Consider the following 14,876-nt stretch of genomic DNA (forward strand, 5'->3'; position numbering starts at 1 on the left):
TGCTGCAGCGGGCCCACGTGAGGGTTGATCCCGGCCGCCGGGCTTCGCTGCCCGCCGGCCAGGTCGGTCACCGCCGACCCGCGCCCAGGCACGGCAAAGCGGGCGCCCCCTTGCAGGGACCGCCCGCCCGAGCGATCGGACCTCAGCCCTCGGACCTCAGCCCTCGAACCTCAGCCCTCGAGCCGCAACCAGACCGCGCCCAGCGGCGGCACCCGCAGCGACGCCGACGCGTTCAGGCCGTGCCACGGGACGTCCTCGGCGTGCACCTCACCGAGGTTGCCCACGCCCGAGCCGCCGTACAGCGTGCTGTCGGTGTTGATGACCTCGCGCCAGACGCCTGCTCGGGGGAGGCCGATGCGGTAGCCCTCGTGCGGGACCGCCGCGAAGTTCACGATGCAGGCGAGGGTGTCCCCGTTGGGGGCGAAGCGCAGGAACGAGAACGTGTTGTGCTGCGAGTCCTCGGAGGTGATCCAGCGGAAGCCGCTCGAGTTCGTGTCCTGGGTCCAGATGGCCGGGGTCTCGCGGTAGGTGCGGTTGAGGTCCTTGACGAGGCGGTGGATGCCGCCGCCGCGGGACTCGTCGGCGAGGAGGTTCCAGTCGAGGCCGCGTTCCTCGCTCCACTCGCGTTCGTCGCCCATCTCGGCGCCCATGAACAGGAGCTGCTTGCCGGTGAAGGCCCACATGAAGCCGAGCAGCGCCCGGGTGTTGGCCAGTTTCTGCCAGAGGTCGCCGGGCATCTTGCCGGTGAGCGAGCCCTTGCCGTGCACGACCTCGTCGTGGCTGATCGGCAGGATGTAGTTCTCGCTCCAGGCGTACACGGTGGCGAAGGTCATCTGGTGGTGGTGCCACTGGCGGTAGACGGGCTCCTTCTCCATGTACGAGAGGGTGTCGTTCATCCAGCCCATGTTCCATTTGAAGCCGAAGCCCAGCCCGCCGAGGTGGGTGGGGCGGGTGACGCCCGGCCACGCGGTGGACTCCTCGGCGATGGTCACCACGCCGGGGTTGTTCTTGTAGACGGTCGCGTTCATCTCCTGCAGGAAGCTGATCGCGTCGAGGTTCTCGCGGCCGCCGTACTGGTTGGGCGTCCACTCGCCGTCCTTGCGGGAGTAGTCCAGGTACAGCATGGACGCGACCGCGTCGACCCGCAGGCCGTCGGCGTGGAACTCCTCGCACCAGTAGAGGGCGTTCGCGACCAGGAAGTTGCGGACCTCGCGGCGGCCGAAGTCGAAGACGTACGTGCCCCAGTCGGGGTGTTCGCCGCGGCGCCAGTCGCCGTGCTCGTAGAGCGGGGTGCCGTCGAAGCGCGCGAGGGCCCATTCGTCCTTGGGGAAGTGGGCCGGCACCCAGTCGAGGATCACGCCGATGCCCGCCTGGTGCAGCTTGTCGACCAGGTAGCGGAACTCGTCGGGCGTGCCGAAGCGGGACGTGGGCGCGAAGTAACCGGTGACCTGGTAGCCCCAGGAGCCGCCGAACGGGTGCTCCATCACGGGCATCAGCTCGACGTGCGTGAAGCCCGCGTCGACGACGTAGTCGACCAGCTGCTCGGCCAGCTCGGTGTACGAGAGCCCCGGCCGCCACGAGCCGAGATGCACCTCGTAGGCGCTCATCGGCTCCTGGTGCCATTCCTTCGTCGCCCGCGACGCCATCCAGTCGCCGTCCTGCCACTCGTACGAGGACTCGAAGACGACCGACGCCGTCGCCGGCGGCACCTCGGTGTGCTGGGCCAGCGGGTCCGCCTTCTCGCGCCACACGCCGTCGCGGCCGAGGATCTTGAACTTGTACTTGGTGCCGGAGGCCGCGCCGGGGATGAACAGCTCCCAGACGCCGCTGCTGCCGAGCGAGCGCATCGGCCAGCCGTCGTACGGGCCCCAGCCCGAGAAGTCGCCGATGACCTGCACGCCACGCGCGCCCGGCGCCCACACCGCGAACGCCACGCCATTGTCGCGGGGGTGCGCGCCGAGCACCGTCCACAGCTTCTCGTGCCGGCCCTCGCCGATGAGGTGCAGGTCCAGCTCGCCCAGCGTGGGCAGGTGCCGGTACGGGTCGTCGCAGACGGTGCCGTCCACGTCGATGCGGTAGTCGAGCACGGTCCCGGGCAGCTCGGCGGCGAAGATGCCGTCGGGGTGGACCTGCGTCATCTCCGTACGCTCGTCGCCGACCACCACCGCGACCGCCTTCGCGCCCTTGCGCATCGTGCGCACGACCGTGCGGTCACCCGAGGGGTGGGCGCCCAGCAGCGAGTGCGGGTCGTGGGTGTCGCCGGAGATCACGGCGTGCATGAGCCGCTGGTCGCCGCCCCCCACCGGGGACGACGCTGGCGTGGTCTGGCCGATCATGTGGATCTGTCCTCCGGGGTGTCAGCCGACGAGCCGGGCGATGGACCGCAGCGGGATCCGCAGCCATCCGGGCCGGTGCCGGGCCTCGTATGCGGCCTCGTAGACCGCCTTGTCCAGCTCGTACGCCGCGAGCAGTGCCCCGTGCTCGCGCGGGTCGGCGCCCGCGGCCGCCGCGTACCCGTCGCAGAACGAGGCGCGGTTGCGGTCGACCCATTCGCGGGCCCGCGCCGACAGGTGCTCGTCGTCGCCCTGGTCGACGAGCAGCTGGTACGCGGCGTACTCGTAGCTGCGCAGCACGCCGGCGACGTCGCGCAGCGGCGAGTCCGGCAGCCGGCGCTCGTCCAGCGGCTGGCCGGGCTCGCCCTCGAAGTCGATGAGCAGCCACGCCTGCGGGGTGCGCAGAACCTGGCCGAGGTGCAGGTCGCCGTGGACGCGCTGCACGGTCACCTGTTCGCCGGTGAGCTTGCGGAATCGTTCCTCGATCACCGCCACGTACTCGCGCAGCTCCGGCACGCCCGTGGCGGCGGTGTTGAGCCGCGCCACCACCGCGTCGACCGGGAACGGCGACGGGCCGCTGCCCAGTTCCTCGGCGAGGGTGCGGTGCACCGACGCGACGGCCTCGCCCAGCCGGTACGACTCGCCGGCGAAGTCGCCGCCCATCTCGTCGGCACGCAGGTCGGGGTCGGCGAACAGGTCGCGGGCGCTGGCCGTGGCCATCGCCCAGCCCTCGGCGGAGTTGGCCGCGTACGCGGTGACCATGCCGAGCGGGCACGGCTCGCCGTCCGAGGCGGTCTCGAACGAGCCGAGCAGCCGGGCCACGTGCGGGTTGCCGGCGCGGCCGAGGACCCGGTTGAGCTCGATGTCGGGGTTGATGCCGCAGTCCACCCGCCGGAAGATCTTGAGGATCGCCTGCTCCTCGAAGATCACGCTGGTGTTGCTCTGCTCGGCGTCGAAGACCCGCGGCCCCGCGTCCAGCGGCAGCACGGCGTCCGGCTCGCGGGTGAAGACGATGTCGCCCCGGGTCTGCGACTCGTCGATGAGGCTCAGCAGGAAGCGGGCGGCGCCGGCGTCGTACAGCGCGTCGTAGCCGGTGCGCTCGCCGTCGGTGCCGATCGTGGCCACCGTGCTGTACTCCGAGATCGGCCCGTCGTTCCATGCCACGACGACCTGGTAGCGCTCGGTGCTGCCGTCCTCGTACGCCGCGTCGACGAGCATCAGGTCCATGTCGTCGCGCAGCGGGGTCACCGAGGACGGCTCGGCGGAGACCAGGGTGCGGCTGCGGCCCGCGTACCAGCGTTGCTGGGGCAGCCATTCGGCGAAGGGCAGCGTCATTGCTTCTCCTCGGACCCGCACAGCTGGAACCAGTAGAACCCGTGCCCCGGCAGGGTCAGCAGGTACGGCAGCTGACCGATGCGCGGGAAGTTCACGTGGCCGGTCAGCTCGACCGGGGTGTACCCGTTCCAGTGCTGCAGGTTCAGCTCGATGGGCTGGGGGAAGCGCGAGAGGTTGTTGACGCAGAGCACCACGTCGTCCCCGGCCTCGCGCAGGTACGCCAGCACCGACGGGTTGGAGCCGCCGAGCTCGCGGAACGTGCCGACGGCGAACGCCTCGTGCCGCCGCCGGACGGCCAGCATCGTGCGGGTCCAGTTGAGCAGCGACGTCGCGCTGTCACGCTGGGCCTCCACGTTGACCGCCTGGTAGCCGTACACCGGGTCCTGGTTGGCGGGCAGGAAGAGCCGGCCCGGGTTGGCCGTGGAGAAGCCCGCGTTGCGGTCCGGCGTCCACTGCATCGGGGTGCGGACGCCGTCGCGGTCACCGAGCCAGATGTTGTCGCCCATGCCGATCTCGTCGCCGTAGTACAGCACCGGCGAGCCGGGCAGCGACAGCAGCATGGCGGTGAACAATTCCATCTGGTTGCGGTCGTTCTCCAGCAGCGGGGCCAGCCGGCGGCGGATGCCCACGTTGGCCTTCATCCGCGGGTCCTTGGCGTACTCGCCGTACATGTAGTCGCGCTCTTCGTCCGTGACCATCTCGAGCGTGAGCTCGTCGTGGTTGCGCAGGAAGATGCCCCACTGGGCCATGTCGGGGATCGCGGGCGTCTGGGCCAGGATCTCCGAGATGGGGAAGCGCGACTCGCGGCGTACCGCCATGAAGATGCGCGGCATCAGCGGGAAGTGGAACGCCATGTGGCACTCGTCGCCGCCGGTCTCCGCGTCGCCGAAGTACTCCACGACGTCCGCCGGCCACTGGTTGGCCTCGGCCAGCAGCACCCGGCCGGGGAACTCGTCGTCGATCACCTTGCGGCAGTGCTTGAGGAACGCGTGCGTCTCGGGCAGGTTCTCGCAGTTGGTGCCCTCGCGCTCGTACAGGTAGGGCACCGCGTCCAGCCGGAAACCGTCGATGCCCAGGTCCAGCCAGAACCGCAGGACGTCGAGCATCGCCTCCTGCACGGCCGGGTTGTCGTAGTTCAGGTCCGGCTGGTGGCTGAAGAACCGGTGCCAGTAGAACTGCCGGCGCACCGGGTCGAACGTCCAGTTCGACTCCTCGGTGTCGACGAAGATGACCCGCGCGTCCTTGTACTTCTCGCTGGTGTCGCTCCAGACGTAGAAGTCGCCGTACGGGCCGTCGGGGTCGCGCCGCGACTCCTGGAACCAGGCGTGCGAGTCCGAGGTGTGGTTCATGACCAGGTCGGTGATGACCCGGATGCCGCGCTTGTGCGCCGCGTCGAGCAGGGCCACGAAGTCCTCGACCGTGCCGAAGTCCGGCAGGACCTTGTAGAAGTCCCGGATGTCGTAGCCGCCGTCGCGCAGCGGGGAGTCGTAGAACGGCGGCAGCCAGAGGCAGTCCACGCCGAGCCACTGCAGGTAGTCCAGCCGCTCGATCAGGCCGCGCAGGTCGCCGGAGCCGTCCGCGCTGGAGTCGTAGAACGCCCGGACCAGCACCTCGTAGAAGACAGCGCGCTTGAACCAGGTCCGGTCCGCGGGCAGCGCGCGTGCGTGCCCGAAGTCGTCGGCGGTGGGGTGCTCCACCACACCGTCCTCGACGTGACTGCCCTCCGCGGGATCGTGCTCGACGCTTTCGCCGAGGTTGTTCGTCAACTCCATCAGACGTTCACCTACCCCACCCCGCAGGAACTGAATCGCATGCGCCGTCAGCGGCGCGGGTGCACCACGAAGATGTGCGCCGGCTCGACGTACGGGTCGATCCGGACCGCGTTGTGCTGCCCCCACTCGTACGATGCACCGCTGATCTGGTCCACCACGTCGAAACGCTCGTGCCAGTCCATCCCGAGCGCCGGCATGTCGAGCGTGGTGTTGCCCCACTGCACGTTCGCCGAGTCGAACGAGCAGATCACCAGAACGGTGTTGCCCGTCTCCGGGTCGCGCTTCGACCAGCACAGCAGCTCGTTGTTGTCGATCTCGTGGAATTCGGTGTTGCGCAGCCACTGCAGCGCCGGGTTCTCCCGCCGGATGGCGTTCAGGCGGGTGATGTACGGCGCCAGCGACCGTCCCGCCCGTTCCGCGCCGGCCCAGTCCCGCGGCTTGAGCTCGAACTTCTCGTTGTCGACGTACTCCTCGGAGCCCGGCCGCGGCACGTGCTCGAAGAGCTCCAGCCCGGAGTACATGCCCCAGGACGGCGACAGCATGCTCGCCAGCACCGTACGGATCTTGAACATCGGCGGGTCGCCGTGCCAGAGGTGCTCCGGCAGGATGTCCGGCGTGTTGGGCCAGAAGTTCGGGCGCATCCAGTCGATCGAGGACTTGAGCTGGTTGACGTACTCGCGCATCTCCCACGCGGTCGTGCGCCAGGTGAAGTACGTGTACGACTGGGTGAAGCCGATCTTGCCCAGGCCGTTCATCATCGCCGGGCGGGTGAACGCCTCGGCGAGGAACAGCACGTCCGGCTCCACCGCCTTCACCTTGGCGATGCACCACTGCCAGAAGTTCAGCGCCTTGGTGTGCGGGTTGTCCACGCGGAAGATCTTCACGCCCTGCTCGACCCAGTGCAGGACGATGCGCAGCACCTCCTCGCGCAGGCCCTTCGGGTCGTTGTCCCAGTTCAGCGGGTAGATGTCCTGGTACTTCTTGGGTGGGTTCTCGGCGTAGGCGATGGTGCCGTCGGCGCGGGTGGTGAACCACTCCGGGTGCTCGCGGACCCAGGGGTGGTCGGGTGCCGCCTGCAGCGCGAGGTCCATGGCGACCTCGAGCCCGTTCTCGTCGGCCGTACGGATGAAGGCCCGGAAGTCCTCCAGCGTGCCCAGCTGCGGGTGGATCGCGTCGTGACCGCCCTCGTCGGAGCCGATCGCCCAGGGCGAGCCGACGTCCTGCGGACGGGCCACCAGCGTGTTGTTGCGGCCCTTGCGGTTGATCTTGCCGATGGGGTGGATCGGCGGCAGGTACAGCACGTCGAAGCCCATCGCGGCGACGGCCGGGATGCGCTTCGCTGCGGTCTCGAAGGTGCCGTGCTTGATCGGGGTGGCGTCGGGGCCGATCTCGGCGCCCTCGGAGCGCGGGAAGAACTCGTACCAGGAGGAGAACAGCGCGCGCTTGCGGTCGACCCAGATCGAATACGAGCGCGTCGTCGTCACCAGCTGGCGTACGGGGTTGTGCCACAGCAGCGGCTGCAGGTCGAGCGCGGGGGAGACCCGGGAGAACAGCGAGCGGTTGTCGTCGCGCAGCGCGGCGGCGGCCGCGCGCACCCGCTCCTCGTCGGCCTGCGGCACGATCTTCGCGGCCAGGTCCAGGACCTCGGCGCCCTCGGCCAGGTCGTTCGCCAGGTCCTCCAGGCCCTGCCCGGCGCCGATCTTCTTGGTGACCGCGTTGTGCCAGGTCAGGTACGGATCGTCGAACGCCTCGACGGTGAACGTCCAGCGGCCGACCCGGTCCGGCTTGATCACGCCGTGCCACTGGTCCAGGCCGGGCTCGCCCGGATCGAGCCGGGTGAACGGCTCGGACTCGCCGTCGGGGCCCTGCCATACCACGTTCACGCCGAGCGCGTGGTGGCCTTCCCGATAGGACACCGCCGAGATCGGCACGAGCTCACCGACCACCGCCTTCGCGGGGTAGCGGCCGCAGGATACGGACGGTGTCACGTCTTCGATGGGAAAGCGACCGGTCATGATCTCCACCGTAGTCAGGTAGCGCGGGGGCGGGCTGGCGACGGGCGAAATGCAGCGGCCGTCCTCGCCAGTTTCTCCGCAATGGAGGAACCGCAAACGGCCTTGCACCCGGTGCCTCACAACCTACCGGAGCGGCTTCACGCGTACCCGTCGAGGCGCGCCTTTGCACCACCCAGAAATACGGTCAGCTCGTCGCCGTGCCAGACGCGGGCCGGCTCGGCGTCGCGCGCGACCGCGGCGGCCAGCCCGGCGACCGGCAACCCGCCGGGAACGGCCGCCGCGGCGAGCACCACGTTGCCCGCCTTGCGCCCGCGCAGCAGCCCCGGCGGCGCGATCATCGCGACCTCCCCGAACGCCGCCCGCAGCGTCGCCGCCTGGATGCGCGAATAGGCCAGCGGCGGCACGTCCGTGAGGTTCATCGCGAGCACGCCGCCGGGCCGCAGCAGCCGCGCCGCGGCCCGCGCGAAGCCCACCCCGGCCACGCTCGCCGGCATCGCCGCGCCCTCGAACACGTCCGTGACCACGACGTCGTAACTCTGCGGATCGCCGGCCTCCACGAACTCCCGCGCATCGGCCACCTCCACCCCCACCGATGCGGGCCATGGCAGGTGCTTCGCCACCACCGCCAGCAACAACGGATCGCGCTCCACCACCGTCTGCGACGACCCGGGCCGCGTCGCGGAGACCCAGCGGGGCAGCGTCAGCCCGCCGCCACCCAGATGCAGAACCCGCAACGGTACGGCCGCAGGAGCGCACAACCGCAGCACCGTGGCCAACCGGCGCACGTATTCGAACGCCAGCACCGTGGGATCGCCGAGATCGACGTACGACTGCGGCACCCCGTCCACGCACACGGTCCAGCCCTGCCCCCGGGCGGGATCCGGCTCGAGGGTCGCCGTCCCCGAGCTCACCCGCGCGAAGATCGTTGCCCGTCGGTTGCCGTGCGGTGCCATCCGGGGCAGGCTACTCAGGGCCCGCCGCGCCGCGCCGAGTGGTAGCGGTGACGCACCCCAGGCAGGGGAGCACCGATTCCTGGGGGAACACCATGGCGGGTCCGTCGACCGCGTTGTCGCCCGTCATCGCGGCCAGCACGCACTGGCTGGTCCGCGCGTACCCCTGCACCGGCCCGGACCCGGTGGCCGTGACCCTCAACGAGCTCCAGGCCCGGCAGGCCGTCACGGTCGCCGCCTGGCTGCGCTACCCGACACCCGTCGACGCCGAGCTGGTCGCCATCGCCGGGCCGGGCGGCTCGGCGACGCTGGACTGGCGGGTGGGCAGCGAGCCCGACGACGAGCTGGCCGAGGACGAGGGCTGGCGTACCTGGGTCGACGAGGTCGTGGTGAGCTGGGCCGCCTGCCTGCTCGCCGACCCGCTGCTGGCCGCGCGCGCCGTCGACGCGGTGGCCGCGGCCGTACCGGCGGGGCAGGACCCGGCCGGCGACCGCCCGCGCCCGCGCCGGCGTCCCGGCGACCTGCCGGCGGAGTTCCGCCGCCTGACCGCCCCTGACGAGCGCGAGCGCGCCGCCGCGGTGCTGCTGCGCCACCCCGACCTGCTGGAGGCGGTGGCGGAGCTGCACCGCGACGACCTCGTCTACCTGCTCCCGGGCGTCATCGCCTGAGCCTCAGTCCCCGTCCGGGCCCTCCGGTGCGGGGGTGGAGCTGACCTTGTCCGTCCACGCCGCCTTGGCCCCCGAGTCGCCGATCCGGTACGTGTCGACCGCGGCGAACCCGGCGATGAGCACGGCAAGCACGGCGACGATCCGGGTGACCGTGACCGACAGCGGCGCCAGGTACGTCCGCCGCCCGGTCGTGGTGGTCTCGCGGTGCCGCCACCAGATCACCAGGGCCAGCAGCGCCACCGGCAGTGCCGCGAAGACCGCGGTGTCGCCCAGTTCGGCGTGCTCGTGCAGCAGCTCCGTACGCGGAAGCCGTTCCTCCAGCCACTCGCCGGCGCTGGTCGTGAGCGGCACCAGCGCGAGCACGAGCACGGACAGGATCGCGTTCGGCCCGGCGAAGCGCCGTCGCGCCGCCGGCCAGACGGCGGTCAGCAGGAGCAGCAGCGCCGCGAGCGGCAGCAGAACCACGACGGCGTGCACGAGCAGGATGTGTGCCGGCAGCCCGTTGACGGTGCCCATGGGAGTCCTTCCGAACGACAGATGAGGACGAACGCCGCAAAGGCTAGGCCGGTGAATCTTCGAATCCTCCCATCTCTCCCGCGGACGCTCGGGCGGTGCGGGCCTGCGAGAGTGAACCCATGACCGATGCCGTCCCGGGCCCGGCCCGGGTGCTGGTGGTCGAGGACGACCGCGAGCTGGGCCCGCTGCTGACCCGCCTGTTCCGCGGGGCCGGCTACGAGGCCGACCTCGCCCCGGACGGCCAGGCGGGGCTGCACCTGGCGCTGACCCGCCGGTACGACGCGATGATCCTGGACCGGGGCCTGCCCGCCATCGAGGGCCTCGACCTGCTCGGCCGGCTGCGCCGCTCCGGAGTCACGGTCCCCGCCCTGGTGCTGACCGCGCTCGGCACCGTCGCCGACCGGGTGGCCGGGCTGGACGGCGGCGCCGAGGACTATCTCGTCAAGCCCTTCGAGGTCGACGAGCTCCTCGCCCGGGTACGCGTGCTGCTGCGCCGGCGCGGTACGGCGGGGGAGCGGCTGGCGGTCGGCGACGCCGAGTTCGACCTGATCAGCCGGACGGTGACCGGCCCGGACGGCTCGGTGGTGGCGCTGTCCGGGCGGGAGAGCGATCTGCTGCGGCTGCTGGCCCGCAACCCGTCGCGGGCGTACACCCGGGAACAGATCGTCGCGCAGGTGTTCCCCGACGCCACCACCGTCACGCTCGTCGACACGTACGTGCACTACCTGCGGCGCAAGCTCGGTGCGGCGGCGATCTCGACCGTCCGCGGCGTCGGCTACCGGCTCGGCCGCCCGTGAGGGCCGGGGGAGCGCAGCAGGACCCGGATCAGGTGCTGCTGCGCCGGGCCCGGCGGGTCATCGCGCTGCAGACGGCGGGCGCGATCACCGTCAGCCTGCTGGTGGTCGGCGTGCTGGCGCTGATCGTGGTGGCGCGCAGCCAGAACGCCGCCGCCACGGCGCTGCTGCGGGACACTGCGGCGGCCGCCGACGACGTGGAGGATCCGCCGCGGGGCGTGTGGATCTTCAGGCAGGGCGCCGGCGGCGCGGTCGAGGCCACCCCCGGCGGCCCCGGGGGCTTCCCTGATCGCGGCGCGCTCGACCGGGTCCGCGCGGGCGGCGCGAGCGAGACCACCCAGGTCGACGGGCGTGAGGGCGGCTACCTCGTGCTGACGCAGCGGCGGGACGGGCGGGCGGTGCAGGTCGTGATGAGCCGGCACGAGCAGCACGACGAGCGGGAACGGCTGGCCGGCGCGCTCGCCGCCGGGGAGGTGGTGGGCCTGCTCATCGCGCTGCTCTCCGCGACGCTGCTGGCCCGCCGGGCGACGGCCCCGCTGGCCGACGCCCTGGCCCGGCAACGCCGGTTCGTCGCCGACGCCAGCCACGAGCTGCGCACCCCGCTCACCCAGTTGCACACCCGCGCGCAGCTGCTCCGGATGGACCTGCAGGCCGGCGAGGGCGCGCCGAGCGTCGCCGACGACGTCGACCGGCTCGTCGCCGGGTCCCGGCATCTCGGCGAGGTCGTCGAGGACCTGCTGCTGTCCACCCAGCTCAGCCGGCGCGACGACGCGCGCGTACCGGTCGACCTGGGGGCGGTCGCCGCGGACGTGGTCGCCGAGCACGCCGACCGGGCCCGTGACCAGGGTGTGGAGCTCACCCTCGTCCCCGCCGCCGACGGACCCTCCGTGGTACGCGGCCACCGGGCCGCCCTCCGGCGCGTGCTCACGGCCCTGGTCGACAACGCGCTCAGTCACACGGCGAGCGGCGGGCACGTGAGCGTGAGCCTGGGCCGGGAGCACGCCGTGGTCACCGTCGTGGTGCGCGACGACGGCACCGGCTTCGACCCGGCCGACACCGAGCGGCTGTTCGCCCGCTTCGCCCGCGGCGGCCACGGCGACCAGCGCCGCTTCGGGCTCGGCCTGGCGCTGGCCCGCGAGGTCGTGACCGGCCACGGCGGGACGATCGAGGCGTGGGGACGCCCGGGCCAGGGCGCCGCCTTCACGATCAGCCTCTCCGCAGGCTGATCATTGCCGCGCCGCGCCCGGCTTCTCCACGCCCGGCGAGAGGTACATCACGGTCGAAAAGCCCCGGGCGGGACCTTCGGCACTCATCCGGTGCGTTCTGCGCCCATACGGTCGCCCGGGCGGTCGGTGATCCGGTCCGCCCGTCCGCGCGACCGAAGGAGAACCGTGCTCACACCGTCGTCGGCAGCCGTCGTGACAGCGACCCTGCCCGCAGTGCGCAGCCATGCCGAGGCCATCACCGGGGCCTTCTACCCCCGGATGTTCGCCGCCCACCCCGAGCTGCTGGACCTGTTCAACCGGGGCAACCAGGCGACCGGCAGACAGCGCCAGGCCCTCGCGGCGGCCGTCGTCGGGTACGCCGAGCACCTCGTCGGCGAATCCGGCGTCCCGTGGACCCCGATCTTCGAGCGGATCGCCCACAAGCACGCGTCGCTCGGCATCACGCCGGCGCAGTACCCCATCGTCGGGCGGCACCTGCTGGCCGCCGTGGGGGAGGTCCTCGGCGACGCGGTCACAGCCGAGGTGGCCGCCGCCTGGGACGAGGTGTACTGGCTGTTCGCCTGCGAGCTGGTCGCCCGGGAGGCCCGCCTCTACCAGCACGCCGGCGTCGGCGACCCGGCCGAGGTGTGGCGTTCCTGGCAAGTGGCCGACCGGGTGGCGGAAACCGACGACGTGGTGACGCTCGTGTTGGCGCCGGCGGACGGCCGGCCCGCCGGTGACTTCATCCCGGGCCAGTACGTCTCCGTCGTGGCCGAGCTGGGCGCGGGCTCAGCCTTCAGTCCGTTCGTGGGTGGCGGTGGGGTGGTCGGACGGGGTCGTCAGATCCGGCAGTACAGCCTCTCCGGCCGGCCCGGCGCCGGCACCTGGCAGATCACCGTCAAGCGGGTCCGGGCCCTGGACGGTGCCCCGGAGGGTGTCGTGTCGTCGTACCTGCACGAGCACGTCGCCGTCGGCGACCAGTTGCGCATCAGCCCGCCGTTCGGTGACGTCAGCAGCGTGCCGGGCGACGGCCCGCTGGTGCTGGTCAGCGCGGGCATCGGGGTGACGCCGGCGATGTCGGCGCTCGAGCACCTCGCCGAGCACGGGCCGGACCGGCCGGTCGTGCTCGTGCACGCCGACCGGGCCGGCTCCACCCACGCGCTGCGCCGGCACCTGCCACGGCTCAGCCGCAGCCTGCCCGGGCTGAGCGTCGACCTCTGGTACGAGCACAGCGCCGACCCCGAGCCGGTGGCCGTCGACCGGGCCCGGGTGAACGCCGGCCGGGTCGACCCCGACGCCATCCCGCTGCCGTCGGGCGCGTACGTGCACCTCTGCGGCCCGCTGCCGTTCATGAACCTCGTCCGGAGCACCCTGCTGCGCCGGGGCGTACCGGGCGACCGGATCGCGTACGAGGTGTTCGGTCCCGAGATGCTGCGGTCCTGACGCTCCGATCAGGCCAGCCGGGCCGGGAAGCCGCCGGTGGCGATCGGGCCCCACGACTCGATCGTCACCCGGATCAGCGACTTGCCCTGCTCGCGCATCGCCTGGCGGTACTCGTCCCAGTCCGGGTGCTCACCGGAGATCACCCGGAAGTACTCGACGAGCGGCTCCAGCGCCTCCGGCAGATCCAGCACCTCGGCCGTCCCGTCGACCTGCACCCAGGCGCCGCCGAAGTCGTCGGAGAGCACGCACACGCTCACCCGCGGGTCGCGGCGGATGTTGGCCGCCTTCGCGCGTTCCGGGTACGTGGAGATGACGATGCGGCCTTCCGCGTCGACGCCGCACGTGTTGGGCGACGACTGCGGGCGGCCGTCGCGACGGGTCGTCATGAGGATCGCGTGGTGCCGCGGGCGCAGGAACTCGAGCAGCTCCTCGCGGCTCACCTTCGTGTTCGTGGCGATCGTGCGGGGCATGCGCTCAGCCCTCCCCGCCCGCGAAGGCCGCGCCGGGGACGCCGGGCCGGTCCGCCCGCGTCTGCACCGCGCCCGGGTGCCCGGCGGCCTGCTCGGCGGTGACCGCCGCGCCGATGATGCCGGCGTTGTTGAGCAGCGTGGCGGGCACGATCGGGGTACGGATCTCGAGCAGCGGCAGCCACTTGTCCGACTTCTTGCTGACCCCGCCGCCGACGATGAACAGCCGCGGCGACAGCAGCATCTCCACGTGGCGCAGGTAGTCCTGGACCCGGCCGGCCCACTTCTCCCAGCTCAGGTCCTCCTGCTCGCGGGCGCGGTCGGAGGCGCGCAGCTCCGCGTCCTTGCCGTCGAGCTCGAGGTGGCCGAACTCGGTGTTCGGCACCAGCGTGCCGTCGAGGAACAGGGCGCTGCCGATGCCCGTACCGAAGGTCAGCATCATCACCAGGCCGCGCTGGTCGTGCCCGGCGCCGAAGGCGACCTCGGCGACGCCCGCGGCGTCGGCGTCGTTGAGCACGGAGACCGGCTTGCCCAGGCGGTCGGCGAACAGCCGGGCGGCGGGCGCGTCGATCCAGGACTTGTCGACGTTCGCGGCCGTCCGCGTCACGCCGTCCACCACCACGCCGGGGAAGGTGACGCCGACCCGCTCGTAGTCGCCGAACTGCCCGGCCACCTCGGCGACCGCCTCGACGACGCTCGCCACGTCCGAGGGCTGCGGCGTCGGTACGCGGACCCGTTCCGCGAGCAACTCGCCGCGCACCGTGTCGACCGGTGCCCCTTTCACGCCCGACCCGCCGATGTCGATGCCGAGGATGGCCATCTGCTGTTCTCCGTCTCCGTGCGTTTCGAAGGTGTCTACCCACGCACACCCGTGGTCGAATCGTGCCACCGGCGCCGGGGCACCGCGCGCGGGGCCCGGGGCGCCCGTGGTGGGGCGGTTCGTCTATGTTTCCCCTGGTCGCCGAACCCGACACGGAACGTGACTCATACTTTCGGCTAGTCAAGGGTGGTCCGAGCGGCTAGCGTGGGGTGACAAGTGAACGGTCGCCGCGTGCGGGCACGGCTCTCTGCCCGCTGATGGAGGACCTCCCTCGAATGACTGTCACCGCATTGCGAACCGGCAAGCCGTCGCCCTCGAGCACGGACAGTGCCGCCGATCTCCTCGCCGCCATGGGCGCCGTCGCGCCGGCGGACCCCCGCCGCGCCGTGCTGCGGGACCGGGCGATCGAGGCCTGGCTGCCGCTGGCCCGACACCTCGCGCACCGCTACTCCGGCCGCGGCGAGCCCACCGACGACCTCGTCCAGACCGCCACCGTCGGCCTGATCAAAGCCGTCGACAAGTTCGACCCCGAACGCGGCGTCGACTTCGCCGGCTACG

General features: G+C 71.9%; 13 protein-coding genes. 5 read left to right on the forward strand and 8 right to left on the reverse strand.

Translation table 11 applies throughout. The annotated features are described in order from the left end of the window. Positions 1 to 170: 170 nt before the first annotated feature. From glgB to IT780_RS39160, 5 genes are all read right to left on the reverse strand, one after another. The gene (glgB, locus tag IT780_RS39140) at positions 171 to 2,336 is read right to left on the reverse strand and encodes a 1,4-alpha-glucan branching protein GlgB (RefSeq protein ID WP_233414238.1); all 2,166 of its coding nucleotides are present in this window, start codon (positions 2,334 to 2,336) and stop codon (positions 171 to 173) included. 21 nt (positions 2,337 to 2,357) lie between these two features. Continuing rightward, positions 2,358 to 3,668 (reverse strand): maltokinase N-terminal cap-like domain-containing protein, encoded by a 1,311-nt coding sequence (locus IT780_RS39145; RefSeq protein ID WP_199516936.1) that lies wholly within the window; start codon positions 3,666 to 3,668, stop codon positions 2,358 to 2,360. Further along, positions 3,665 to 5,440 (reverse strand): maltose alpha-D-glucosyltransferase, encoded by a 1,776-nt coding sequence (treS, locus tag IT780_RS39150; protein WP_199516937.1) that lies wholly within the window; start codon positions 5,438 to 5,440, stop codon positions 3,665 to 3,667. The genes IT780_RS39145 and treS overlap by 4 nt, the downstream gene beginning before the upstream one ends. Positions 5,441 to 5,487: 47 nt before the next feature. After that, a complete protein-coding gene (locus IT780_RS39155) occupies positions 5,488 to 7,455 on the reverse strand; it encodes an alpha-1,4-glucan--maltose-1-phosphate maltosyltransferase (protein WP_199516938.1) in 1,968 nt (655 codons plus the stop codon). 137 nt (positions 7,456 to 7,592) lie between these two features. Continuing rightward, positions 7,593 to 8,408: a spermidine synthase gene (locus IT780_RS39160; RefSeq protein ID WP_199516939.1), complete on the reverse strand. Its 816-nt coding sequence runs from the start codon at positions 8,406 to 8,408 to the stop codon at positions 7,593 to 7,595. A gap of 92 nt (positions 8,409 to 8,500) precedes the next feature. On the opposite strand from IT780_RS39160, the gene IT780_RS39165 reads away from it, so the two are divergent. Next, entirely contained in the window at positions 8,501 to 9,073 is a 573-nt protein-coding gene (locus IT780_RS39165) for a hypothetical protein (RefSeq protein ID WP_199516940.1), read from the forward strand. A gap of 3 nt (positions 9,074 to 9,076) precedes the next feature. On the opposite strand, the gene IT780_RS39170 is transcribed toward IT780_RS39165, so the two are convergent. After that, the gene (locus tag IT780_RS39170; protein WP_199516941.1) at positions 9,077 to 9,589 is read right to left on the reverse strand and encodes a DUF2231 domain-containing protein; all 513 of its coding nucleotides are present in this window, start codon (positions 9,587 to 9,589) and stop codon (positions 9,077 to 9,079) included. 119 nt (positions 9,590 to 9,708) lie between these two features. Between IT780_RS39170 and IT780_RS39175 the strand changes: the two genes are divergently transcribed. The 3 genes from IT780_RS39175 (at position 9,709) to IT780_RS39185 (ending at position 13,031) form a co-directional block, all read left to right on the forward strand. Next, positions 9,709 to 10,386 (forward strand): response regulator transcription factor, encoded by a 678-nt coding sequence (locus IT780_RS39175; RefSeq protein ID WP_199516942.1) that lies wholly within the window; start codon positions 9,709 to 9,711, stop codon positions 10,384 to 10,386. After that, the gene (locus IT780_RS39180; RefSeq protein ID WP_199516943.1) at positions 10,383 to 11,609 is read left to right on the forward strand and encodes a sensor histidine kinase; all 1,227 of its coding nucleotides are present in this window, start codon (positions 10,383 to 10,385) and stop codon (positions 11,607 to 11,609) included. The genes IT780_RS39175 and IT780_RS39180 overlap by 4 nt, the downstream gene beginning before the upstream one ends. Positions 11,610 to 11,774: 165 nt before the next feature. Continuing rightward, entirely contained in the window at positions 11,775 to 13,031 is a 1,257-nt protein-coding gene (locus IT780_RS39185; RefSeq protein ID WP_199516944.1) for a globin domain-containing protein, read from the forward strand. Between the two features lie 8 nt (positions 13,032 to 13,039). On the opposite strand, the gene IT780_RS39190 is transcribed toward IT780_RS39185, so the two are convergent. Beyond that, positions 13,040 to 13,501: a PPOX class F420-dependent oxidoreductase gene (locus tag IT780_RS39190; RefSeq protein ID WP_199516945.1), complete on the reverse strand. Its 462-nt coding sequence runs from the start codon at positions 13,499 to 13,501 to the stop codon at positions 13,040 to 13,042. Between the two features lie 4 nt (positions 13,502 to 13,505). Next, complete coding sequence (ppgK, locus tag IT780_RS39195) at positions 13,506 to 14,318, reverse strand: polyphosphate--glucose phosphotransferase (protein ID WP_199516946.1); 813 nt, start codon at positions 14,316 to 14,318, stop codon at positions 13,506 to 13,508. Positions 14,319 to 14,593: 275 nt separating this feature from the next. Here ppgK and IT780_RS39200 point away from each other — a divergent pair. After that, positions 14,594 to 14,876, forward strand: a 283-nt coding sequence (locus IT780_RS39200; RefSeq protein WP_267910250.1) for a sigma factor, incomplete at its 3' end; no start/stop codon positions are given.

Origin of the sequence: Nucisporomicrobium flavum, from assembly GCF_016464385.1 — a bacterium.
Lineage (GTDB): Bacteria > Actinomycetota > Actinomycetes > Mycobacteriales > Micromonosporaceae > Actinoplanes > Actinoplanes flavus_A.